We start from the raw sequence: 22,809 nt of genomic DNA on the forward strand, positions 1-22,809 counted from the left end.
GGCGCGGTCCTGTCAACGATTTTGCTCGGGGTTCCACTGCGCGTACCGCTGTCCACGCAGGAACTGCCACAGACCGATACTCATTCCGGCAAGGGTCACCAGAAAGAAGCCGGCGAGGCGAAAGGGTTTGGGCAAACGGTGTTGCACATCCAGCAGGCCGGCGATGGCCACCGCATAACCGAGCAGCTGCGCGATCAGGCTCAGGCGATAGAAGCCATGGACATTCCACAGCCAGAAGTTACTCAGCAACAACGGCAGCAACAGGATCGGTGCCAAGCGTCGAATCAGTTTGTGGCTGATCAGCGCAATCGCATACAAGCCATGGCGCCAGGGATTCAACAGTTCCCGGCGCTGGGCCAGGCTCTGCAGGCCGCCGACGGTGACGCGCAGACGACGGCGCCATTGTTTGTCGATCTCATCGACGCCCTGGTCGATCACCCGGGCTGTGGGCACATAGACAATGCGTTTGTGCGCCACCGGCGCGCAGGTACTGATAAAGAAATCATCGTTGACCTCCGACGGCACGTTCTGGAACAACTCGCGACGCAGGGCGAGCAGGGCGCCGTCGGCGGAGACCATGCAGCCGGTACGATTTTCCACCATACGCAGCCAACCTTCGTAGTGCCGATAAAGGCTATCGCCCAGGCTCAGGCCCTGGCCCGCCACCGGGATCAACATGTGCCCGGCGCAGGCCCCGACCTGTGGATCGGCCAGAGGCGCGAGCAATTGGCCGAGGGTGTCGGTCGACCATTGGTTGTCGGCATCGGTGAACACCAGAATCTCGCCCGTGCTCAGGGCAACGGCGGCATTCAAGGTGGCTGCCTTGCCCTGACGGGGCAGGTCGAGCACGCTGATGCGCGGGTCGATGACCTTGCGGGCGCAGGCCACGGTGTCGTCGGTGGAGCCGTCGCTGGCCAGAATGATCTGTAGCGAGCGCGCCTGATAATCCTGGGCGAGCAGGATGCGCAACTTTTCTTCGATGTACTGGGCCTCGTTGTGCGCGGCGATGACGATGCTCACGTTCATCGGCTGTGCCGGCCCATGACGCCGTGCGGGAAATAACGGCGCGAGCAGCGTCAGCAGCAGCGGGTAGCCGAACCAGGCGTACACCGGCAATAACAGGCACCACCAGAAAATGAATTCAGCCACGGGCGGGTCTCCTGGCATTCCAGCGACAAAGGCTCAGGATGAACGCGGCACCCGCCAGGTGCAGACGCACCCAATGCAGGCCCCAGAGTTGCAGCATCAGGCGCAGGTCGCGGTGTAACAGGCTCTGGCGCAGACTTTGGGCGAGCGCTGGCAGGCTGGTGACGAACAGCATGAATAGCGCCAGTAGGGGGGAACCGTTGAGCAGGGCGGATAGCGCCATGAAATCCAACACCCAGGCGATGATCGATAGCATAGGGAATCGCAGTAAACGCAGATTCAAGCCGTGGCTGCGCAGTAATTGCAGGTGACTGCCCTGACGCCAGAACTCCTTGCCCATCCATTCGCGCCAACTGCTCTCGTAACCCCAATGCAGGGCAACGCTCTGGTTGACGGCCAGCAGGCGTGCGCCAGAGTGGGAAAGGCGCATGGTGAAATCTTTGTCTTCGCCGGTGCGCAGGTTTTCGTTGAAGCCGCCGACCTTGTCGAACCATGGACGACGCATCAACAGGTTGGAACTGGGCAGCCATCGCACTGCTTTCATGGTTTCATCGTTCGGGCGCAACGTGCGGCGTTGCCAGGCATTGGCATACCACGGGGCTTCGGCCGGGGTGTGCAGGTCCAGTCCCAGGACGTCGACCTGAACCGCGTGTTGGATGCTCAACAACAGCGTGAGCCAGTCCTCGGGCATCTCGATATCGGCATCGATGAAGCCCAGCCATTCGCCTGTCGCCATCGCCGCCCCGCGATTGCGCAGGGCGCCGATCAGCAGCCCGGGCAGCACCAGCACCTGCGCCCCGAGCTGGCGAGCGATGTGCGGGCCCTGATCGTTGGAGCCGTTATCGACCACAATCAGCTCGCATTCCATCCCGGCAGCCTGCGCGGCTTTTTTCGCGGCAAGCAAGGTGCGGCCGATGTGTCTGGCCTCGTTGTACATCGGGATGGCAATGCTGATGCGGTTCATGCCCTGGCCTCCGTCGGCGGACGTTCCTCAGCCTTGAGGCGCAACACCCAGGTCAGGGCGAGCATGATCCACAGGTACTTGTGATTCGGTGCGCTGAGGAACATCAAAAACAGTGTCAACGACAGATAACTGATGCCCAGGTGGGTGATCAGGTCGGCCTGTTCCCAATCTCGTCGCAGCATCCAGGCTTGACGGGCGCGGACCAGGTTGTACATCCCAAGGCCCAGCATGCCGACGAACAACAGCCCGGCGGGAATCCCCAGTTCACTGAAGATTTCCATGTAGGTGTTGTGAGCGCGACGGTACAAGTCGCCGGGTTTGCGGTTGGCGGAAAACACCTTGGCGTACCCGGAGGTGGCGTAGTGCAGCGGGAAGGTGCCGGGGCCGGAACCGAGTAACGGGTGCTCACGAATGATCTGGCTGCCGACCACAAGGTATGACGTGCGGCGGCCGAGGGATTCGTCCTGGCTTTTGGCGCCTTCTTTCAAGACGCTCAAGGACTGGATGCGCTTGAGGTAACCGGCTGGCATCGAATAAATCCCCACCGGGATCACGATCGCAAGGCCGAGTATGGCAAAACCCAAGTGGCGCGGCCGGATGCGTGGCAACTGCGCGCGGTAGTGCCAGGCGCCGATCATCAAGCTCAGGAACAGCACCACCAGCCCGGAACGGGAATCGGTTTTGGTCATGCCGCCCAGCAGCAAAATGCAGCAGCCGCCCCAGAACAATCGGTGCAACAGGTTCGGACCGCGGATCACCAGTAGCAGGGCCAGCGGCACGGCGAAGGCGATCAACAGGGCAAACGAGTTCGCGTCTTCCAGCAGCCCGGCGGCGCGGCCCTGGTCCTGATACTTGGTGGAGAACATGGCCAGCGCGCTGGTCGCGCTGACGCTAAGGGTTACCAGCCGGGCGAACAGATCGAGGTTCAACTCACGGCCAATCAGCAAGGTGATTACAAACAGCACCAGGCCGACGCTCATGTCCCGCAGATGACTCTGGGACATGTCCATGTTGTCGGTATTGATCATGCTCAACAGGTACAACACCACGAAGCCGATCAGGAAGCGCCAGATGTTGCTGCGCAGGCGCTCGGACGGAATCTGGTGAATGGCCAGTTGCAACATCAGGATCAGCGCCAATGACGCACCGATGAATTTGGTGCCTGACAGCGCGTTGCCCTTGAAGAAGCCTTCGAATGGCACCAGTGCCGCGATGCCCAATAACCCCCAGGCGGGTTTTCGGTAGAGCACACCGACAGCGACCATGCCGAGCACCGCGCCGGGCGCCAGATAGGGGTAAGGACTGGCCAGCAAACCGAGGCAGACCAGGGCGAGCAGACTGACGATCGAGAGCGGAAAGATCACGCGCGTGCCTCCCGTGCAGTACGGATATAAAGCTGCGACCAGCGTTCGGCCAAGGCCTTCAGGTCGTAACGGTCCTGTTGCGTACGTTTTGCGTTGTCGATCAGTNNGCGAGCCAGTACCGGCTCACTCAGCAGCGTGTCGAGCTGCCGGGCGAGGGCGACGCTGTCGGTGGGGGGCGCCAGCAGACCGTTGTGCCGATCCTCCAGCACATCGGGAATTCCGCCGACGCTGAATGCCACCACTGGCACTCCGGCCTGCATTGCTTCGAGCAAAATCATCGGCGTGCCCTCGGTGCGCGAGCTGATCACCAGCGCATCGAGTTGCGGCCACCAGCGGTTCATGTCGGTCTGGTAACCCGGCAGGGTGATGCGGTTGTGCAAGCCGGCGGCGGCAATTCGCGCCAGCAGGGTTTCCCGTTCCGGGCCATCGCCGAGCATCACCGCGTCCAGTTGCGGATGTTGCTGACACAGCGCAATCAGTGCATCGAGAAACAGGTCCGGGCCTTTTTCATGGGTCAGCCGACCGACGAAGCCCGCCAGCCAGCGCGGGTGTCTGGCGTTGTGGGGCAGCAAGCCGTTGGCGGTTGGCAGACCATTGGGAATCACTTGCAGCTTCTCCTTCCGAACACTGGCCTTGCGGTGCAGCATCGCGATGCTTTCTGCCACGCAGACCACCCGATTCACCGACGCCGTGCGGCACAGTTGCAGGCTCAGCCAGCCGTAGAAGCGTTGCTTGCGACTGCGCGGGGTGAAACCGTGCTGGGTAATCACCAACGGCAAGTCAAACAATGTCGCGCCGACCCAGCCAAACACCAGACCCTTGAAATTGTGCGTATTGATCAGCGGATGTTCAGCCCGCCGATAACGTAAATGACCCAGCAATTGCCCCAGTCCCGCGAAAGCGCGGCAGTCGATCCCGGCCTCGCGGAACCGGTCGATCAGCGCCGGCGGCGCATCCAGAAACAGCACCTGGTGGTGCCCCGGCGTCGCCAGGCAATGGTCCAGCAACATCCGCTCAGCGCCATAAAAGCCGCCGCTGCTGATCAAATGCATGATCGGCAGCGCGCTGGCGTTGAGCGGCCCGTTCAATGGCGCACCCAATACATGAAGCTAGGCACGGTCCAGTTCTTGTGCGGGTTGTTCGGCAGGACGTCCTGATCGTTGATCACCAACAGCACCGGCAAGCCCAGTTCATGGGTGATTTGCGCTGGATGTTTGAAGCTGTGATCGAAGAACTCACGCACGTAGACGAAGGCAATCGCCAGCAGCAGTCCGGTCAGCATCCCGAATGGAATGATCAGCAGCGGTTTGGGAAACGCCACCTCGGTCGGTTCGAACGGCGGGCTGAGCACCCGGGCGTTGGACAAATCGCTGTCCAGCGCGCGGGCGGTGCTGCTTTCGGCAAAGCGCTGGGCATAGGTGGAGAACGCCGCGTGCAAGGCATTGATCTCGGTATCCATCTGCTGCAACTTGCTCTGAGCCACTTGCAACTGGTGGATGCGGTTCTTGAACTCGGCGATGCGCGCGGTTTTCTGGTTGATCACCGAGGTGACAATGGCCAGGTCGCTGGTGCGCTCCTGAATCCGGTTGCTGACGATTTTCAGGAACTGCTGGCGGGTGCGGGTAATTTGCTCGCGGGCCAGCAGCATCGGTTCGCTGCCCGGCTGGAACACTGCGAGGTCGTTCATGTAGCGACTGACCTGAGTCGTCAGTGCCTCACCGATCTGCCGGATCTCCCGGTCTTCGAAGGCAATGTTGTCCACCGTGGTGGTGAAGGTGAAGGGGAAGGTGTAGTCGTTGAGCCGAGAGGTATTGTTGGCCGCCGCCAGCGCGGTTTTCAGGTAGTCGAGCCAGCGCTGGCTTTGCAGCAAGCGATCCTGATACTGGTTCAGGTTCTCTTCCTCGGTGTTGATGGCGTTGAGGCGGAAGGTGATTTCTTCCTTCGGATCGGACGCACCGATCTTTTCGAGCAACGCCAGTCGAGTACCTTCCAGGCCATCGAGCCGCACCTGATACTGCTTCTTCTTGGTTTCGTAGAAGCTCTGTGGCAGATCGATCGATTGCAGTTCCTGACGGCTGGCCAGGTAGTTTTGCAACATCGTTGCGACAAACCGGGTGCCTTGGGCCGGATCGCTTGAGCTGTAGATAATGGAGATCACGTTGGAGCCGGGCAGGGTGTCGATCTTCAGGTTATCGATGGCCTCCTGGGTGAAGGTATCCAGGGTGGTGTCCCGCACCGGATCGATTGCAAGCCCGAGCGCGCCGCGCACCGGGTTGATCACGTATTCACGCAAGGGGTTGGTCACGAAACGCTGGATCGGTACGGTCACCAATTTGTTGAAGGCCCCGGGGTTGGGCGTGTATTCGCCTTTGGCCTGCAGGTCACTGATGGTCTGACGGATCAGGGCCGGAGAGCGCAGGATATTGCTCTCGGTTTCCATATCCGCCAGCGATGGCGGAATGAAAGAGGCGTCGCCTTGGGTCAGGGATGTGGTGGCGTCTCCCTGAGAGAGTTTTTTGGACTGCACGAGCACCTGCGCGGTGATATCGAAGCTCTGTTTCAGCACCAGTGGCAGGAGCAGGGCGATCACTGCAAAGATCAGGAAGATTCGCTTCACCAGCCGCTTGTTGGCGAAGAAGATCCTGAAGAACTCATGCAGGTAGTTTTCCTTTGGGTTCATAGTCGGTCACCTGAGAGTTAGTTGTTGCTGCCTTTGTTGTCGACGCGGTAGCCGAAGGTGAAGCCCACCCCCTGAAACAACACCACATCGGCCAGTTGCCGCGCGAGCTCACCGGCACTGGCCAGTTTGGTCTTGGGCACGTAGAGCATGTCGTCCGGTTGCAGGTAAGCAATCTGCGACGCGTCACCGGACAAGGCTTTCTCCACGTCGTAGTGCACAGCCTGCACCTGGTTGCCGTTGCGGCGCATGATCACCACTGAATCGAGGCGCGCCTTGACGTTGGTGCCACGGGCCAGGGTCAACGCTTCGAGCACTGAAACCGGGCGGCGAATCGGATAGGAGCCCGGCTGCGCGACTTCACCCAGCACATAGATTTCATTGCCCGACGTGGATTTGAGCATGACGTCGACGGTCATCCGTCCCGGCAATTGCGCATAACGTTGATTGAGGAACGTTTCCAGTTGGTTCACGGTCATGCCTTGCAGCGGCACGGAGCCGATTTCCGGAAAACTTGCATAGCCGTCGTTGCCCACGGTGATCTCCCGGCTCATGCCGGTAGCGGGGTGGTTCAGGGCGCTCTTGAGGTTTTGCTCGTTGCTCAGCGGGCTGGTGACCAGCACGGTCAACTGGTTGCGATTGGGCTGGAACAGGGCTTTGCGGTTATAGGCGCGCTGGATTTCCTCCCGGGCCTGGACCGAGGTCATCCCGCCGATTTTCACCGAGGTGTTGGCCCCCGGCAGTTCGATGGTGCCATCGGGCAGCACCAGTTGCGTGCCGTTGAGCTGGCTGGCCGCAGTGAAGTTCAGCGCGACCTGGTCGCCGGGCTGAATGCGGTAAGCCTCCGAGCCACTGGTGCTGACGTGGAAGATCACGTCCAGCACGTCCTTGGGCCGCAAGGTCTGTTCGACCTTGGGCATATCGGTGGCCTGGGCGTTGGCCGGCTCGGCCGTGAGGATCTGCACCGGCATGTTTTGGGTTTCACTGGTGCTGGAGCAACCTGCAAGCGGTAGCAACAGCAGGACAAGCACTTTGGCATTCATGACTTCATCCTTCAGGTGGGTGCTTACAGGTTTTTGTAGAGCCATTTGGGCATGTAGTACTTGCGCCGGTTGAAGACGCTGCCCACCAGTTTCGCACCGGCCTGGGTCAGGCGTTGGGCCGCGGCCTGGGCCACTTCCCAGCGGGTGTCTTCCGCACGCACCACCATGATCACGCCGTCCACCAAAGTGCTGATGACCAGGGTGTCGACGGCCTCATACACCGCATCGCCGTCGATCACCACGAAGCGATACCGATCGACCAACTGTTCGAGCAACGGGATCAGCTGTTCGCTGGTCAGGTGCTCGGTACCGCGGATGTGCCGCCCGTTCGGCAGGATGTGGAAGGGCAGGCTGGAGACGGTCACCAGGCAGTCCTGCAGCAGCGGCGGGGAATCGTTGAACAGCAGGTCGCGAAAGCCGCGCTCTTTGCTCAGCCCCAGCTGTTGCGTGAGATTGCCCGTCGACTGACTGGCGTCCACCAGCAGCACTTGGCCGTTGCTCATTGACGCCAGTTGGCTGGCCAGCGCCAGGGCGCTGGTGGTGGTGCCCGTGCCTGCGTTGGCAGCGGTCAGAAAAAGGATCCGCAGATCCAGGTCGAGCACGGTCGAGGTCAGGTTGGACTCGCTCGGGCTGGCGATGGTCAGGCTGTTATTCGATGAACCGTCCATTTAACTCGCTCCGTGGCCGTTGAACACGATGAAGGGGGTTTTCAACAGAATCTTCAGATCAAGCAACAGGCTCTGCTCGGCGATGTACGTGAGGTCCAACTCAACGCGCTGGTCGAAGTCGATATTGCTGCGCCCGGAGATCTGCCACAGACCGGTCATGCCGGGGTAGATGCTCAGGCGTGCAAGGTGGCTGTCCTTGTAACGACGGGCATTGAACGAGGTGGGTCGTGGACCTACCAGGCGCATGTCGCCGCTCACCACATTGATCAGGTTGGGTAATTCATCGAGGCTGCTGCGCCGCAGGAAGCTGCCGATGGGGGTAATCCGCGGGTCGTTGTCGATCTTGAAGTCGATGGCGTCGGCGCCGTGCTTGTTCAGATGCCGCAGGGACTCCTTGAGCTCCTCGGCGTTGGCCACCATGGTGCGGAACTTGTACATGCCGAACATGCGGCCGCGATAACCGGTGCGCTTCTGCACGAACATCACCGGCCCCGGGCTGCTGAACTTGATCGCCAGTGCCAGCCCCAGCAGTACCGGGGAAATCAACAGCAAAATCACCAGTGCACCGAGGCAGGCGAGCACCCGATTGGTGCGCGACAGGGTCCAGGGCCGACCGCCGTTGCGGCCGGTCACCCAGCCGTGACCCTGCACGTGGATCGCCTTGTCGAGACGCATCCGGTGCTCGGGATCCAGGCGGTTGTCACGCTGCATGTGATCGAGCAACATGCCTTTTTCATGTCCAGTCATAGAGTCCTCCGCTAAAGCCCGGCCATGAATGGCGAGTGGGCGCTACGCAGTGGGTAGTAGTCACGGAACCAGGCGATGAATCGTCCGAGTCCTTCATCCAGCTCTATCCGTGGCTGGAAACCGGTGGCCAGTGCCAGATCGCTGGTATCGGCGCAGGTGTTGAGCACGTCGCCCGGTTGCAGGGGCAGTAACTCGACGAGGGCCTTTTGCCCCAGGTGCTTTTCCAGCAGTGCCAGGTAGTCCTTGAGCGCTACCGGCTGCTGTCCGCCAATGTTGTAAATGCGCCATGGCGCCATGCTGCTGGCCGGGTCCGGTTGCTCGCGGTTCCAGTCCGGTGCCGGCTGGGGCGCGCGTTCGACCAGGCGGGCGATGCTCTCGATGATGTCGTCGATGTAGGTGAAGTCCCGCTGGTGCTGGCCGTAGTTGAACAGCTTCAGCGGCTGCCCTTCGGCAATCGCCCGGGCGAACTGGATCGGCGACATGTCGGGCCGGCCCCAGGGCCCGTACACAGTGAAAAAACGCAAACCGGTGCAGGGAATGCCGAACAGATGGCTGTAGCTGTGGGCCATCGACTCGTTGGCTTTTTTGGTCGCGGCGTACAGCGACAACGGATGGTCGACGTTGTCCTTGACCGAATAAGGCGTGTGCTGGTTGGCGCCGTACACCGAACTGGACGAGGCATAGATCAAGTGCCTGACCGGGTGGTGACGGCAGCTTTCGAGAATGTTGAGGAACCCGCTCAGATTGCTGTCGAGGTAGGCCCGAGGATTTTCCAGGGAGTAACGCACCCCGGCCTGCGCCGCGAGGTGAATCACCACTTGCGGTTGTTCACACTCAAACAGTGCGTCGAGGGCCTCGGCATCGGCCAGGTCGACTTTCGCGAGGGGGAAATCGCCGACCTGCTCGCGTACCCAATCCACGCGGTCATGTTTGAGTTGCGGGTCGTAGTAGTCATTGAAGTTGTCCAGCCCGCACACCTGATGCCCGTCGCTCAACAGCCGCAACACACAATGGGCACCAATGAAGCCGGCGGCTCCAGTGACGAGTATCTTCATGATCGTGGCGCCTCTGGAGCTGCCAATGCCGCAGCTTGGATGAGGCCGACGCAACACGTACCCAATACGTTCACGTCCATATTGGCGTGCCTCGTAAGACGGTGGATGTAACTGAAATGAGACTGTCAAAAGGGGTATAGCCCAGCCTTGGGAAAGCGTGTCAGCAAAATGACGGGTAGCGCGGGCTGGAAACCCTGATTTCATGGGCTATTTGGTATCAAGTGCTTGCCGTTGCTGGATTTGTCGTGGTTTTGAGGGGTTTCAAGAAAACGATAAACGGTCGAAAGGCTTGTATTACAAGGGTTACAGGCGTTTTGAAGCGTCAGATTTGAGTTAATGTTTTTTTGACGCTTTTGGCAAAAAACCGGCATTTCTTGCGCTTTCATGGCTCGGTGCTAGTGTCAGAAAATGGCTGATAATCATTGGTTTCCATTTGCCAATGGCAGCCATGGAGGTACTGCATCCACCATGATCCGATACTTCAAGGAACTGTTGCTGGTTCTGTATTTACTCAAAAGCTACGACTATTACCTCGATCGTCTCGAGGCATTGGGCATCGGTTTGCCGATGTTGCTGTATGGCGGGATGTTCGTGGTGCTGACGATCGCGCTGTTCATGACCGCCTATATTCGTCAGACACTGGTCCGTCATTTGTTTGCGTTGGCGCTGTTTGGCTCGGCGATTTTCTTTGACGTGTATACGCACGTGACCGCCAGTTACCTGACCTACAGCAGTTTTGTGTCGCTGGTGTATTCCGGTGGGTTCATTCAGGAAGCGGCTTACCAGTACCGCGATGCGATCATCGGCGCGATGGTCAGTGGCTTGTTGCTGCTGTTGGGTATCGGGCTCAAGCCGCGTCGACGGCTACCATTGCCGGGACCGCTGTTGGTGGCGGCACCGGTGCTCGGCGTGCTGCTGCTCAGTGTCGTGTTGTTCGTGCGGGCCGGCGAGGGCGCCCGTGGCTTGCCGATCATGTACACGCCGTTGGCCTATCTGAATCTGTTTACCTATGAAGCGCTGCACAACACTGTCGGCCCGCGCGAGCCGGTGAGCCTGGCGCGCATCGATCGGCCGGTGGGTTACGACATCGTACTGATCATCGACGAGAGCATTTCCGGTAATTACCTGGACATCAACACGCCATTCGGTGTGCACAGCAACCTCAAGGAAGCGCACCCGGGCGTGGACATCTTCAATTACGGCTACGCCGCGTCCATCGCCAATTGCAGCGCCGACACCAACGTCACGTTGCGCTATGGCGGCACCCGTGGCGATTACATGCGGATCAACACCACACTGCCGTCGATCTGGCAGTACGCGAAAAAGGCCGGGCTGCGCACGGTTTACATCGATGCCCAGCGCACGGGCGGCAACTTGCAGAACCTGATGAGCAATGCCGAGAAGCAGGACATCGACGAGTTCGTGCAATTCGACCAGACCAGCGTGCGTGAGCGCGACATGGCTGCGGCGGCCAAGCTGATCGATCTGCTCAACGACGGCATACCGGAGCTGGTGGTGATCAACAAGGTCGGCGCGCATTTTCCCGTGCACGACAAATACCCAGACGCGTTTATGGCCTACCGCCCGACCTTGCCTCGGGGGCAGTTTGTCGAGGTGGCGGACTCCGGTAAACGCGATGGCTTCAACGGTCAGCCGGATGATTGGGTGTTGTACCGCAATGCCTACAAAAACACGGTGCTGTGGAATGTCGGCGAGTTCTTCTCACGGGTTTTCACCCAGGCGGATTTACGCAATGCGTTGCTGATCTACACCTCGGACCATGGGCAGGATCTGCATGAACGCGGTAACCCGGGGCTCAACACTCACTGTGGCAGTGACCCGGTGGAGGAAGAAGGGTTGGTGCCGTTGGTGGTGATCTCGGGCAGCGATTTGAAGACGATGGACTGGCAGGCGCAGTTGCCGGCCAACAAGGACCGCTCCAGTCACTACAACATCTTCCCGACGTTGTTGCAGTTGATGGGCTATGACCTGGCGGGGATCGAGGCGGTGTATGGCAAACCGTTGAGCGTGTCGACGGCGGATGACTTTACTTTCAACTATCGCTTCAATGCGCGGCTCGGCGCTGTGCCTGCGTGGAAGTACATCGATCTGAAGAGCATTGTGACGCCGGGGCCAGTGGTGCCGAGTGTGGCGGTGGGGGAGTGAGATTTTGATGAGATGACCTGGCCTTATCGCGAGCAGGCTCGCGATAAACGATAACGCGGTCCTGCTGCCGTCCGCTATCCTAGGCCCACTGCCTTCAACGAGCCTCCTCTCATGCTTTCGGTCCAGGGCGTCTTCAAAAGCTACGCCACCCCCCAAGGCCCTTTGCTGGTATTACAAGGCGTCGACCTCACGTTGAAACCCGGCAGCAGCCTGGCGTTGATGGGCGAGTCGGGCAGTGGCAAAAGCACCTTGCTGCACCTGATCGCCGGCCTGGACAAGGTCGATCGCGGCAGCATTCGTAGCGGCGAGCATCGGCTGGAACAGATGAACGAAGGCCAATTGGCCCACTGGCGGCGCACCGAAATCGGCCTGGTGTTTCAGCAGTTCAACCTGATCGGCAGTTTGCGGGTCGAGGACAATCTGGCGTTTCAGGCGCGTCTGGCCGGACGCCACGATTCGCGCTGGCAAGCGCATCTGGTGCAGCGTCTTGGGTTGGTGGATCTGTTGCAGCGCTATCCGGAACAATTGTCTGGCGGGCAACAGCAACGAGTTGCGCTTGGCAGGGCGTTGGCCTCGCAACCGAAACTGCTGCTGGCCGACGAACCCACCGGCAGCCTCGATGAAGCCACCAGCGATGAGGTGTTGAAGTTGCTGCTGGAGTTGCTCGACGACAGCCCGACGACGTTGTTGATGGTCACCCACAGCCCCAGAGTCGCCGCGCGGCTGGCGGAAAAAGTGGTGCTGCATAATGGCCGTCTGGCTGGCGCGGACGAGCGCTGAAGTGCGGGTTTTTCGCGAGACATTGCGGGCGCTGCTCAGCCATTGGCGGCAACATCCGGTGCAATTTTTCAGTGTGCTGACCGGGCTCTGGCTCGCCACCAGCCTGCTGACCGGCGTGCAAGCGCTGAACAGTCAGGCACGGGAAAGCTACGCGCGGGCCAGTCAGTTGATCGGTGGCGAACCTCAAGCCAGCCTCAGTGCGCCCGGCGGTGGGGTGTTCCCTCAGCAATTGTTTATCGACCTGCGTCGCGCGGGTTGGCCGGTATCGCCCGTGTTGCGAGGCCGGGTGACGCTCAAGGGCCATGAAGACCAGCGCTTGCAGCTGATGGGTATCGAACCGGTGTCGTTGCCGGCCGGTTCCGCAGTGGCCGGGCAGGCGTTGCCGATCGAGCAGGTCGTCGAGTTCTTTACGGCGCCGGGCAGCACCTGGATCTCGCCGCAGACCTTGCAGGCGTTGGGCTTGCACGAAGGTGAAACACCGACGGCCGAGAGCGGCATCGCCTTGCCGCCACTGCGTGCCCAACCCGACATGGCCCCCGGTGTGTTGCTGGTGGACATCGGTTTCGCCCAGCAGATTCTGCAATTGCCCGATCAACTGTCACGTCTGTTGCTGCCCAAGGATTTCACCGAGACCCTGCCTGATCAGTTCAAGGGCCAACTCCAGCTCATCAGCAGCGGTGAAGAAAACAATCTTGCGCGCCTGACCGAGAGCTTCCATCTGAACCTCGATGCCTTGGGCTTTCTGTCGTTCGTGGTTGGCCTGTTCATCGTGCACGCGGCAATCGGCCTGGCGCTGGAGCAACGTCGAGGTTTGCTCAGAACCCTGCGCGCCTGTGGCGTCAGTGCGCGAATGTTGATTGCCGGCCTCGCCGTCGAGCTGGGTGGTCTGGCGTTGATCGGTGGTGTCGCCGGTGTGCTCAGCGGCTACCTGCTGGCTGGCGTGCTGTTGCCGGACGTCGCCGCCAGTTTGCGCGGCTTGTACGGCGCCGAGGTGCCGGGACAGTTGAGCCTCAGCCCGCTGTGGTGGTTCAGCGGCATCGGTCTGAGCTTGCTCGGCGCGTTGCTGGCAGGCGCCAACAGTTTGCTGCGCGCAGCGCGTTTGCCGCTGCTGGCGCTGGCCGATCCGCAAGCCTGGCATCAGGCCCACGCGCGCTGGTTGCGGCGCCAGGGCTGGGTCGCGGCGATGGCTGCGTTGATCGCGGTGTTGGCGTTGATGTTCGGCGACAGCCTGAGCAGTGGTTTCGTGCTGATGGCCGCGTTGTTGATCGGCGCCGCACTGGCCTTGCCGGTGGTGTTGAACAGCGTGCTCAACCGGGTGCTGCGGCGCAGTCGCTCGGTGCTCGGCCAATGGTTCGTCGCCGACTGCCGTCAGCAGTTGCCGGCCCTGAGCCTGGCCTTGATGGCGCTGTTATTGGCGCTGGCGGCGAACATCGGCGCCGGCAGCATGACCGCCGGTTTCCGCCAGACCTTCAACAACTGGCTCGAACAACGCCTGACCGCCGAGTTGTATGTCAATCCGCAAAATCCGGCCCAGGCCCGAGAGCTTTACACATGGCTCAAACAACAACCCCAAGTCAGCGCGGTGCTACCCAACTGGCAAGTGTCGATTCAGTTACAGGGCTGGCCGGCGGAAGTCTTCGGCGTGATCGATCACCCGACCTATCGCCAGCACTGGCCGTTGCTGGAAGCCTTGGGCGACGACCCTTGGGAACGACTGGCCAAGGATGACGCACTGATGCTCAGCGAACAACTGGCCCGGCGGTTGAAGGTACGCCTGGGTGATCACTTGACCATTGCCACGCCCAACGGTCCATGGTCGCCACGGATCGTTGGGATCTACGCCGACTACGGCAATCCCAAGGGCCATCTGCTGGTCAACATCAATCACCTGCTGCGCGGCTGGCCGCAGCTGACACCCAGCCGTTTCAACCTGCGCATCGAGCCCGCGTCGATTCCCGCGTTCCTGGCCGCGCTGCAAGCGCGCTTCGCCCTGGACGACAGCCGCATCGTCGACCAGGCCCGGCTCAAGGGCTGGTCCACGCAAGTGTTCGAGCGCACCTTCGCCGCCACCGCCGCACTCAACAGCCTGACGCTTTGCGTCGCGGGCGTGGCGCTGTTCATCAGCCTGCTGACCCAGAGCCAGAGTCGCCTCGGACAACTCGCGCCCTTGTGGGCGCTGGGCGTGACGCGGCGACAGTTGATGCTGCTCAACCTCGGGCAGACCTGGTTGCTCGCGGTGCTGACATTGGTGCTGGCATTGCCGTTGGGCATCGCATTGGCGTGGTGTCTGGACACGGTGATCAACGTGCAGGCCTTCGGCTGGCGCTTGCCGCTACGGGTGTTTCCGCTGCAACTGTTGCAGTTGATGGGCCTGGCCTTGCTCGCCACGTTGCTTGCGTCGGCGTGGCCGTTGTATTCGCTATATCGCACGCAACCGGCGGATCTGCTGAGGACGTTTGCTCATGAAGATTAAAGTCGGCGTGTTGCTGCTGGCGTTGCTGAGCGGCTGCGACAACACGCCTGCGCCGGAAAAAGGCTTCGCCGGCCTCGGCCATCAGGCCACCGCATTTACCCCGGTGGTGCCCGGGCGAGAATTCAGTTTCCCGGCGGACCACGGCGCCCACGATGGCTTTCGCATTGAATGGTGGTACGTCACCGCCAACCTCAAGGACGATCAGGGGCGCGAGTTCGGCGCGCAATGGACGCTGTTTCGCAGCGCCTTGAAAGCGACGCCCGAGCAACTTGGCTGGGCCAATCAGACTATCTGGCTGGGCCACGCGGCCGTGACATCCGCCACCGCACACCATGCCGCCGAACGCTATGCCCGAGGCGGTGTCGGCCAGGCCGGAGTGATCCTTAAGCCGTTCAATGCATGGATCGATGACTGGCGTTTCAGCAGTCAGGCCACCGACGAAAACCCGCTGGCAGACCTGCAACTCAGCGCCCGCGACAAAACGTTCAGCTACCAGCTGCGACTGACCTCAACCCGGCCACTGGTGCTTCAAGGAGACAAAGGCTTCAGCCAGAAATCCGAACAAGGCCAGGCTTCGTACTACTACAGCCAGCCTTTTTTCCAGGCCAGCGGCACCCTCGAAATCGACGGCAAAACCTACACGGTCAACGGCCCGGCCTGGCTCGACCGAGAGTGGAGCAGCCAACCGCTGACCGCCAACCAGACCGGTTGGGACTGGTTCTCCCTGCACCTGGACAGCGGTGAGCAAGTGATGCTCTACCGCATGCGGCAAAAGGACGGCGCGCCATACCTCACCGGCACCTGGATCGACGCTCAGGGGCAGACGCAGTTGCTGCACGCCGACGACATTCGCCTCACACCGCAAGATACCGCCAAGGTCGCCGGGCGTTCGATGCCTGTGCGCTGGTCGATCAACATCCCGGGCAAGCACCTCGAAATTACTATCGACGCCCTCAACCCCAAGGCCTGGATGGACTTGCGCATTCCTTACTGGGAAGGGCCGGTGCGGCTGAGCGGCAGTCATGGGGGGCAGGGGTATCTGGAGATGACCGGGTATTGAGTTGGAGCTCTCGACGCCACGTTATTCGGTGAAATTGAAAGATCTGAACGTAGGGTAGAGCGTTGTGCTGACCTGTAGCGATGTGCTGAAAGTGGCCTGCCAGCACCCAAGCTGATCATTACTTGTACGTATTGATTGTTCTTGTGCGGATAGCTGTATAAGAACAATCAATTTTAATGGTCGAACCGGTGCGTTTAGGAAGTTTGTAGACGTTGTGTAAGCGGGGCCTTACGAAATATTACGTGCATAAATTTCATGTTTGTACACGAGGACATATCTGCCAAATTCTATTAAAATCCTTCCCGTTCGCCCGGTGTCAGGGCTCTTTACCGGTGCATGGATTGCCAGGCCATTACACTGGGCGAACACCTTCTTTGGGAGGTGCTGTTTAAAAGTTTCGGATATAAAAATGGGCGACCTTGGGGTCGCCCATTTTTATTGGCTGATGGAGCCAATCCGGGTCAGGCGCACGGTGTACGCCGTCAACAGCCAGATTCTGGCGTCAACTTGAAATGGTATTCACTCCCCGCGTGCTGGCCTGGAGCTGCTGTCGGTAATTGGCTGCTCGTTGAAGCACTCGGGTCAAGGACTGAAAGTTTGTCGGTTTGGTTAAAATATCATTGGCTCCGGCGGCCTTGAAACGTTCAATCTCGCTCGAAAAAGCGTTTGCGGTGAAAGCAACGATATAGCAAGTATCGCCCTGCGGTCGTTGGCGGATTTTACGCATGGCCGCTAATCCATCCATAACAGGCATATTGATATCCATGAAAATGATATCCGGAGTCGATGTCATACACTGATTGACCGCCTCCAGGCCATTTGACGCGAGGTCAGGCGTATAACCCAATGCCTGTAACATCGCCAGAGCAACTTTCTGGTTAATTGGATGATTCTCCACCAGCAGGATATCCAGTGGATAATCCTGGGCAAAAGAAGCGTCGAAACCAACCGCTGCCTGATTGCTCTCGATGGGTATCTCCGAAACTGAAAAAAGCTCCATGGGGAGTGAGAAAAAGAACGTCGATCCAACGCCAGGCTGACTGGTAAAGGACAACGTCCCCTGTTGTGCCTCGACCAGATTCTTGCAAATGGAAAGACCGAGCCCGCTCCCGGTAAAGCGTTGACTGGTCGGCCCTTTAAACTGGGTAAAGGGCTTGAACAGGCTGCTTTGCCGAGCCAAGGGGATACCTATGCCGGTATCGCGTATGGAGAAGTCGAGGCGCGCTCGAGGGCCGTAACCACGAGTCGTGACCACGAGTGATACTTGTCCGGCTTCGGTAAATTTGACCGCATTGCCCAACAAGTTGATCAATATCTGGCGAAGGCAATCACTATCGGCTTTGACCCACGGCGGTACGTCCGGTGAGACCTGGGCCTCAAGGACTATTGGTTTGTCCTGAATGTTTTGCCGGATCATTTCAATACTGGATGAAACCAGCACTCTCACGTCGAATACACGAGGCTTCAATTCAAGTTTGCCCGCTTCGATTTTTGCCAAGTCAAGAATATTGTCGATAAGAGACAACAGGGTTCGTCCACTGGTATGAATCGTTTTGACCAGATTGTTTTGCTCGGGAGTGAGGGCAGACCCAGCCAACAACTCGGTCGCGCCGATAACCCCGTACATGGGGGTGCGGATTTCATGACTCATGGTGGCCAAGAATCTGGTTTTTGAACGATCAGCGTCCTCGGCGGTATTTTTTGCCTGATTCAATACCTGTTCGTTTATTTGCAATTGCTGAAGATGCGCGCGCATGCGTAAAAGACTGAAGGCGAGAAATACCAGAATGGCAAGGAGGATATGGTGCAGGGAGTCCTGATTGAGTTGGTGGTAGTAATCCGCCAACGTCATCTCCGCCCCCACCACATAAACTGTTCCGTCCTGGGACTTCATCGGGACGAAGACAGCGCGAAAGTCTCCCCAGTGATCCGAGTAATCGATCCAGGTGGGCTCGGTGCGCTCAAAACTGTCGAGCAAAGCCTGACTGGCATCGGGATAAGGATCGAAAAAACGTACGAAATTCTGCTCTTGAATTTCTTTTTTCGATGCGCTGGAACTGACTAGATAGGCTTCCCCAGCGCGTTTGACCACGCTGTAGACAAACGCGGTGCCCATGGACTCGTTAAACCGGGAGAGCCGCTGAATGGCATCCCAGTCTTGCGCTTCCGTTTTCGACTGTTTGTCGATCAGATTGTCATGGTAGCGGTCGCCGAGGATGGCCGAAGCGCCCAACGCGGCATGCAGCAGCTTGTTATTAATGTTGTCAGTGAGGATGCCTTGGGTCTCGACGTAAAGGTAGTAGATATAACCACTGACACCTACGATGTAGACCAAAAGTAACGCCCATGTTTTCCGTCTGAGTTTGAACATTCATCACAGCCTCCATACTGTGAGCTCAAGCATAAATTGAAGACCGGCTGAAAACCAATATTTCTCAGTGTGGAAATTACTTGACCGAAGCGCCAGCTTTTTGGGTTTCCTGGTGGTCACGATTTTGCGGTAGAGTCCAATATAGTGGACGTTTGAAGGCTTTTGCTCCTGTATCAATAAATTTGCAGACGATGTTTTAGCAACCTCTTGCGAAATGCTGTGTGGATCAATTTGAGGAATGATATTAAACGTCGGATATAAAAATGGGCGACCCTGGCGTCGCCCATTTTTATTGGCTGAATTAAAGCTGCGCCCGTAACCGTCGGCCGACCACATCCAGCAAATCGCAGCCGTCCCGCAATGGGATTGCCAACACCCGCGCAAACTCTTGCAACAGTGCAGCGTCACCCCCAGGCGCTTCGCCCATAGACAGCGTTTCCAACAGTTGAGTGACGCAACGAATGCGATGCGCCGCCGTGTCGTGCAACACGTCGACAGGCGCTGCGGTGTCGATTAGCAGGGAAGGGATCGTGCAGTCGATGCCGGTAATCGGCATGTATCGAGTCATGGTTGAACCTCCTGAGCGTCGGACGTCCCACCGGTCGGGTCGAGGTTGTCCAGCGCCCGGTTTACCAACAACTCACCCAGTACAGCCAATTGCTGAATCGATAGCGCCAGGCTGCGGTGCGAGCCTTCGAGTTCACGGGCAAGGTCGGTGGTCAGTACGTTGAGCGAGGCGAGGGTTTCGCAGGCGTGGCTTAGCAGGGTTTCGGTGCGGATGTTGGGGAGAAGGGTGAAGACGTGGCTGATGGGGTCGGGGTTTTTGGGGTTGCGGAGGCGGGCGCTGACGGCGCGTTGGGTTGCTTGGCTGAGTTGAATGGGATCGAGGGAATCGGGTGGAAACTTTTTCACCGTGAAGCTCCTGAATCAAAGGAGCCGCAAAGCGGCATTTGCATGCCTTGTGTTCGGTCTGTCAAAACCGGTCGCTGAGGTTGCAGTGACTGAGGGAGGTTATCTGGGGAGGAGGGGGTTTACAAGTTCATGGATGGCGATGGGGGGGGCGGGAAATGTCCGATGCTTTTGTCAGACGACTCAAAGGGCAGAAAAATGAGTTAGATTTTTTAAGTGAGTACGGGCTTTTTGTCGTTCATATAAACTGAGGGGCCACAAAGTAGCGGGGATTTCGTTGTGAATTCAATTATCGAGCTGCTGTTCGAAGCATGGAGCGTGAAAATGTTTTCGCTCTGAGTGATTGTTATATTGGGTTTTTCTTTTGTAGGTATGTTTTTGATCGTCAGGTTGCTGATTTCGCTGCAGTTTAAACCGATGCGGCATGTCTTGAAATCACTGACGATGGCCTGAGCATCTGGTTGTTTCGCTGTCAGGTTCCCAACGATCGAACCCATCAAAATGCTCATACGGCCACCTCATTTTCCAAGTGGGCTTTCAGCAGCCCTGTGTAGTTCTCTTCCGTGAGAGGGGTGCGCTTTACGAAGCGCGCCACTTTTTCTCGAAGGTTGGATTCAGGGAACGAGAAGTACAGATCGGCGTGATCCTCCTTCAACCACTGCATCATGTTGCCGATGACGGTCGACGGATTTTGCTTGGTCAAACCATCCAGCAGCTTCTGCGGCACTTCCCACCACGGCCAGTCTTTTGCCGGCGGCACCGCGCGCGGCCCCACCTCCAGGCTCTTTCCATTGATCAGGTACCGATCAAACACCGGCAGCACTTCACCGGCGGCGTCGCCGAGTCCTGCCAGAATCGGGTAGATATGCCGCCCGTCCCAGAACCGGAAAAACACTTCAGTCCCATCCGGCATCCGAACCAGAGTGAGGCTACGCAGGTGTTCGAACACCACGTTCGGTTCGCTGCTGGAAACGGCCAGCCACCCCCAATCGAGGGCGTCGGTTTCGGCAATCCACGGTAGAAAACTTGAGTTGGGTTTCAACTCAATGAGGTAGGGCATCACCGGCTGCCAGCCCGCGTAAGGTGTACCGCCCCAAATCGGGGTCGCCTGGGTTGTGGGTTCGTTTTGGTAAAGCGACTTGAGCGCTTCGGCATCACTGGCCGCACTAACAATCAAGTACAACCGCTCACCCGTCCGCAACGGCCGTTCAGCCAGCCACGCTTGTGGAGTCATCGGATCAGATCGCACAAGCACCTGCCTTGCACTTCTCGCACTCTTCACAGAACGGCGCATTGCGCTTCAGCGTATTAATCTGCGCCGGGGTCAACACCGCGCCAGCCTTGTCCGCATCAGCCTGTTTCAACGCCCCAGGCATCAACGGTGCTGCCCCGGTGCCGCTGCCCGGGCTGCCGCCGGAGTTCATGTTGATCGCCGGGCCGCTGAGGGTGACGCCGCTGGCATCGATCTTGATGAAGCTGCCGCCGGCCTTGAGGGTGAGTTCGGTGCCGGCTTCAAGCACGACTTTCATGCCGCTGCTCAGGTGGATCTCCTGGCCGGCTTCGATGAATTGGCCGGTGCCGACCTTGATGTGCTGGTTGACGCCCACGGTTAGGTGGTCGTTGGCGCGGGCTTCGACTTTGCGATCGGCGTAGACAGTGTGGTGTTCTTCGGCCTTGAATTCGCTGTAGCTGTTTTGCTCGACGGTGTCGTGGCGTTCGTTGCCGACGCGGATTTTCTGGTCGTGTTCGACGTTCTCATCCCAGTCGTGCTGGGCGTGCAGGAAGATCTGTTCCTGGCCTTTTTTGTCTTCGATGCGCAGCTCGTTGAATCCGCCGCCGCCCGGAGAACTCAGGGTTTTGAAGGTGCTGCGGGTCTTGTTCGCCGGCAGGGCGTACGGGACGACGTTTTCCTTGTGGTACAGGCAGCCGCTGATCAGCGGTTGGTCGGGGTCGCCTTCGAGGAAGCTGACCAGCACTTCCATGCCGATCCGTGGAATGGCGATGCCGCCGTAATGGGCGCCGGCCCAGGCGGAGGAGACGCGCAGCCAGCAGCTGGTCTTGTCGTCGGCCTGGCCTTCGCGGTCCCAGTGGAATTGCACTTTGACGCGGCCGTATTGGTCGCAGTGGATCTCTTCACCTTTTGGCCCGGTGACCACGGCGCTCTGGCTGCCGAGGATCCGTGGCTTAGGGTGGTTCAGCGGCGGACGGTTCGGCACGTCCCAGGGGGTGGCCTGGAAGCGGTTGCGGTAGCCCTGGTGGAAATCGTCTTTGAGATTGGTGGTGCTGCTGGTCACCGACTCTTCCAGCACTTGCGGCTGTTTGCCTTCGTGGAGGATTTCAGTCAGCAGCCACAGGTCGTTCCACTTGGCCTTGGGGTGTTGGGTCAGGGCCAGGAAGTGGCCGCTGACCAGCAACGGCTGATCGCTTCGGCCTTCGGCCAGCTGGAAGTCGCTGCGATGACGCTCGAGGGCGCGTTTGGCCAGTTGCTTGCCGCGTTCGCGGTCGATGAAGCGGCCGGGGTAGTCGTAGTCTTCGAGGTCGGGCAGGGCGTCGCCACGGTTCTCGCTTTCAAGCTTCAGGCGCGGCTTTTCGAAGTCGTAGTCGCGGCGGGTGGTACGGCTGGTGCGGGTTTCCAGGCGCAGGTCGAAGCGCTTGATTACCGGGTCGTTGGCGACCATGCCGGAGTCTTGCTGGTAGGCCACGGGCGCGAGTTTCGGGAACACCGTCTGGCCATCGCCGAACACCAGCTTGTGGGCCGTGGCGCTGTGCTGGAAGTGGTAATGGATTCCTTCTTCCTCGCACAGGCGCTGGATGAACTGCAGGTCCGATTCATCGTACTGAACGCAGTAAATGCGCTCGGGATAAATCGCCCCGACTTTGAATTCGTAGGCATTGCTCTGGATGCCGTGCTCTTCGAGGACCATGCCGATGATTTTCGGCACGGTGAGGTTCTGGAAGGTGCGTTGGTTGATGCGATGCGCGAGGTAAGACAGTTGCGGACGCAGGGTCACCGCGTAGCGGGTCAGGCGTTTGCCGGAATCACCCTGGGCGGCGCGGTAGATCTGGCCATGAATGCCGCTGCCGTCAGGCGAGAGCTGCAAAAAGGCCGGTTTGTGCAATAGCGTTTCGAGGTCCAGGGACGGCTGCTCACTGACCAGCTCCACCTCAAACACAAAAGGCTGGCTGATGGCTTCCCGACCTTGCAGGGCAAGGACCTGGAGATCGTTTTCCAGACCTTCGACAGTCAGGGCAAAGTGAGTCTGATTGGCCGGCGCGAACATCCCTTGTTCCTCGTGCAGTGTTGCGGCGCGCGTTGACACCCGAAAGCCGGATCAACGGACGCGAAAATTCCTGGAAGGTGCAAATGACATCGACCAGCAGAGCTG

At 59.3% G+C, this 22,809-nt stretch carries 19 protein-coding genes; 4 read left to right on the forward strand and 15 right to left on the reverse strand.

Annotated features, from left to right (window positions below; genetic code table 11):
- Positions 1 to 12: 12 nt before the first annotated feature.
- From AF70_RS02885 to AF70_RS02925, 9 genes are all read right to left on the reverse strand, one after another.
- Positions 13 to 1,149, reverse strand: a complete 1,137-nt coding sequence (locus AF70_RS02885) for a glycosyltransferase (RefSeq protein ID WP_028941302.1) — start codon at positions 1,147 to 1,149, stop codon at positions 13 to 15.
- The gene (locus AF70_RS02890; RefSeq protein WP_028941303.1) at positions 1,142 to 2,110 is read right to left on the reverse strand and encodes a glycosyltransferase family 2 protein; all 969 of its coding nucleotides are present in this window, start codon (positions 2,108 to 2,110) and stop codon (positions 1,142 to 1,144) included. The genes AF70_RS02885 and AF70_RS02890 overlap by 8 nt, the downstream gene beginning before the upstream one ends.
- On the reverse strand, positions 2,107 to 3,474 hold the full coding sequence (locus tag AF70_RS02895; RefSeq protein WP_028941304.1) for an O-antigen ligase: 1,368 nt from the start codon (positions 3,472 to 3,474) through the stop codon (positions 2,107 to 2,109). Before AF70_RS02895 ends, AF70_RS02890 begins: the two co-directional genes overlap by 4 nt.
- Positions 3,471 to 4,526: a glycosyltransferase family 4 protein gene (locus AF70_RS02900; RefSeq protein ID WP_169342461.1), complete on the reverse strand. Its 1,056-nt coding sequence runs from the start codon at positions 4,524 to 4,526 to the stop codon at positions 3,471 to 3,473. Before AF70_RS02900 ends, AF70_RS02895 begins: the two co-directional genes overlap by 4 nt.
- A gap of 32 nt (positions 4,527 to 4,558) precedes the next feature.
- Positions 4,559 to 6,154, reverse strand: coding sequence for a Wzz/FepE/Etk N-terminal domain-containing protein (locus AF70_RS02905; RefSeq protein ID WP_028941306.1), 1,596 nt, complete (start codon positions 6,152 to 6,154; stop codon positions 4,559 to 4,561).
- Between the two features lie 17 nt (positions 6,155 to 6,171).
- Complete coding sequence (locus tag AF70_RS02910; protein ID WP_019580132.1) at positions 6,172 to 7,194, reverse strand: polysaccharide biosynthesis/export family protein; 1,023 nt, start codon at positions 7,192 to 7,194, stop codon at positions 6,172 to 6,174.
- Positions 7,195 to 7,217: 23 nt separating this feature from the next.
- The gene (locus AF70_RS02915) at positions 7,218 to 7,862 is read right to left on the reverse strand and encodes a CpsD/CapB family tyrosine-protein kinase (RefSeq protein ID WP_019580133.1); all 645 of its coding nucleotides are present in this window, start codon (positions 7,860 to 7,862) and stop codon (positions 7,218 to 7,220) included.
- On the reverse strand, positions 7,863 to 8,609 hold the full coding sequence (locus AF70_RS02920; protein WP_028941307.1) for a sugar transferase: 747 nt from the start codon (positions 8,607 to 8,609) through the stop codon (positions 7,863 to 7,865).
- An 11-nt stretch (positions 8,610 to 8,620) separates the two neighbouring features.
- On the reverse strand, positions 8,621 to 9,664 hold the full coding sequence (locus AF70_RS02925) for an NAD-dependent epimerase (protein ID WP_028941308.1): 1,044 nt from the start codon (positions 9,662 to 9,664) through the stop codon (positions 8,621 to 8,623).
- Between the two features lie 468 nt (positions 9,665 to 10,132).
- On the opposite strand from AF70_RS02925, the gene AF70_RS02930 reads away from it, so the two are divergent.
- The 4 genes from AF70_RS02930 to AF70_RS02945 all read left to right on the forward strand — a co-directional run bounded on the left by AF70_RS02930 (position 10,133) and on the right by AF70_RS02945 (position 16,143).
- Positions 10,133 to 11,830 (forward strand): sulfatase-like hydrolase/transferase, encoded by a 1,698-nt coding sequence (locus tag AF70_RS02930; RefSeq protein WP_028941309.1) that lies wholly within the window; start codon positions 10,133 to 10,135, stop codon positions 11,828 to 11,830.
- A 111-nt stretch (positions 11,831 to 11,941) separates the two neighbouring features.
- Positions 11,942 to 12,610: an ABC transporter ATP-binding protein gene (locus AF70_RS02935; protein WP_028941310.1), complete on the forward strand. Its 669-nt coding sequence runs from the start codon at positions 11,942 to 11,944 to the stop codon at positions 12,608 to 12,610.
- Between the two features lies 1 nt (position 12,611).
- Positions 12,612 to 15,083: an FtsX-like permease family protein gene (locus tag AF70_RS02940; protein ID WP_028941311.1), complete on the forward strand. Its 2,472-nt coding sequence runs from the start codon at positions 12,612 to 12,614 to the stop codon at positions 15,081 to 15,083.
- The gene (locus AF70_RS02945) at positions 15,073 to 16,143 is read left to right on the forward strand and encodes a lipocalin-like domain-containing protein (RefSeq protein ID WP_028941312.1); all 1,071 of its coding nucleotides are present in this window, start codon (positions 15,073 to 15,075) and stop codon (positions 16,141 to 16,143) included. Before AF70_RS02940 ends, AF70_RS02945 begins: the two co-directional genes overlap by 11 nt.
- A 502-nt stretch (positions 16,144 to 16,645) precedes the next feature.
- Here the strand turns inward: AF70_RS02945 and AF70_RS02950 are convergent.
- The 6 genes from AF70_RS02950 to tssI form a co-directional block, all read right to left on the reverse strand.
- Complete coding sequence (locus AF70_RS02950) at positions 16,646 to 18,514, reverse strand: ATP-binding protein (protein ID WP_028941313.1); 1,869 nt, start codon at positions 18,512 to 18,514, stop codon at positions 16,646 to 16,648.
- Positions 18,515 to 18,815: 301 nt separating this feature from the next.
- Entirely contained in the window at positions 18,816 to 19,082 is a 267-nt protein-coding gene (locus tag AF70_RS02955; protein ID WP_019580140.1) for a hypothetical protein, read from the reverse strand.
- The gene (locus AF70_RS02960) at positions 19,079 to 19,426 is read right to left on the reverse strand and encodes a DUF6124 family protein (RefSeq protein ID WP_028941314.1); all 348 of its coding nucleotides are present in this window, start codon (positions 19,424 to 19,426) and stop codon (positions 19,079 to 19,081) included. Before AF70_RS02960 ends, AF70_RS02955 begins: the two co-directional genes overlap by 4 nt.
- A gap of 209 nt (positions 19,427 to 19,635) precedes the next feature.
- Positions 19,636 to 19,932 carry a hypothetical protein gene (locus AF70_RS02965; protein ID WP_231508986.1) on the reverse strand — a complete coding sequence of 99 codons (297 nt, stop codon included), beginning with the start codon at positions 19,930 to 19,932 and terminating at the stop codon, positions 19,636 to 19,638.
- Positions 19,929 to 20,657 carry a DUF4123 domain-containing protein gene (locus AF70_RS02970; RefSeq protein WP_081791091.1) on the reverse strand — a complete coding sequence of 243 codons (729 nt, stop codon included), beginning with the start codon at positions 20,655 to 20,657 and terminating at the stop codon, positions 19,929 to 19,931. Before AF70_RS02970 ends, AF70_RS02965 begins: the two co-directional genes overlap by 4 nt.
- A gap of 4 nt (positions 20,658 to 20,661) precedes the next feature.
- The gene (gene tssI / locus AF70_RS02975) at positions 20,662 to 22,704 is read right to left on the reverse strand and encodes a type VI secretion system tip protein TssI/VgrG (RefSeq protein WP_028941316.1); all 2,043 of its coding nucleotides are present in this window, start codon (positions 22,702 to 22,704) and stop codon (positions 20,662 to 20,664) included.
- Positions 22,705 to 22,809 lie beyond the last annotated feature (105 nt).

The organism is Pseudomonas sp. KD5 (genome assembly GCF_012932895.1).
Taxonomy (GTDB): Bacteria; Pseudomonadota; Gammaproteobacteria; order Pseudomonadales; family Pseudomonadaceae; genus Aquipseudomonas.

Excerpts from the sequence above, each read along its gene's own strand:
- tssI (WP_028941316.1), bottom strand. The coding sequence starts at position 22,704 with ATGTTCGCGCCGGCCAATCAGACTCACTTTGCCCTGACTGTCGAAGGT.
- AF70_RS02950 (WP_028941313.1), bottom strand. The coding sequence starts at position 18,514 with ATGTTCAAACTCAGACGGAAAACATGGGCGTTACTTTTGGTCTACATC.
- AF70_RS02935 (WP_028941310.1), top strand. The coding sequence starts at position 11,942 with ATGCTTTCGGTCCAGGGCGTCTTCAAAAGCTACGCCACCCCCCAAGGC.
- AF70_RS02915 (WP_019580133.1), bottom strand. The coding sequence starts at position 7,862 with ATGGACGGTTCATCGAATAACAGCCTGACCATCGCCAGCCCGAGCGAG.
- AF70_RS02955 (WP_019580140.1), bottom strand. The coding sequence starts at position 19,082 with ATGACTCGATACATGCCGATTACCGGCATCGACTGCACGATCCCTTCC.
- AF70_RS02890 (WP_028941303.1), bottom strand. The coding sequence starts at position 2,110 with ATGAACCGCATCAGCATTGCCATCCCGATGTACAACGAGGCCAGACAC.
- AF70_RS02920 (WP_028941307.1), bottom strand. The coding sequence starts at position 8,609 with ATGACTGGACATGAAAAAGGCATGTTGCTCGATCACATGCAGCGTGAC.
- AF70_RS02905 (WP_028941306.1), bottom strand. The coding sequence starts at position 6,154 with ATGAACCCAAAGGAAAACTACCTGCATGAGTTCTTCAGGATCTTCTTC.
- AF70_RS02925 (WP_028941308.1), bottom strand. The coding sequence starts at position 9,664 with ATGAAGATACTCGTCACTGGAGCCGCCGGCTTCATTGGTGCCCATTGT.
- AF70_RS02965 (WP_231508986.1), bottom strand. The coding sequence starts at position 19,932 with ATGAGCATTTTGATGGGTTCGATCGTTGGGAACCTGACAGCGAAACAA.
- AF70_RS02930 (WP_028941309.1), top strand. The coding sequence starts at position 10,133 with ATGATCCGATACTTCAAGGAACTGTTGCTGGTTCTGTATTTACTCAAA.
- AF70_RS02910 (WP_019580132.1), bottom strand. The coding sequence starts at position 7,194 with ATGAATGCCAAAGTGCTTGTCCTGCTGTTGCTACCGCTTGCAGGTTGC.
- AF70_RS02970 (WP_081791091.1), bottom strand. The coding sequence starts at position 20,657 with ATGACTCCACAAGCGTGGCTGGCTGAACGGCCGTTGCGGACGGGTGAG.
- AF70_RS02945 (WP_028941312.1), top strand. The coding sequence starts at position 15,073 with ATGAAGATTAAAGTCGGCGTGTTGCTGCTGGCGTTGCTGAGCGGCTGC.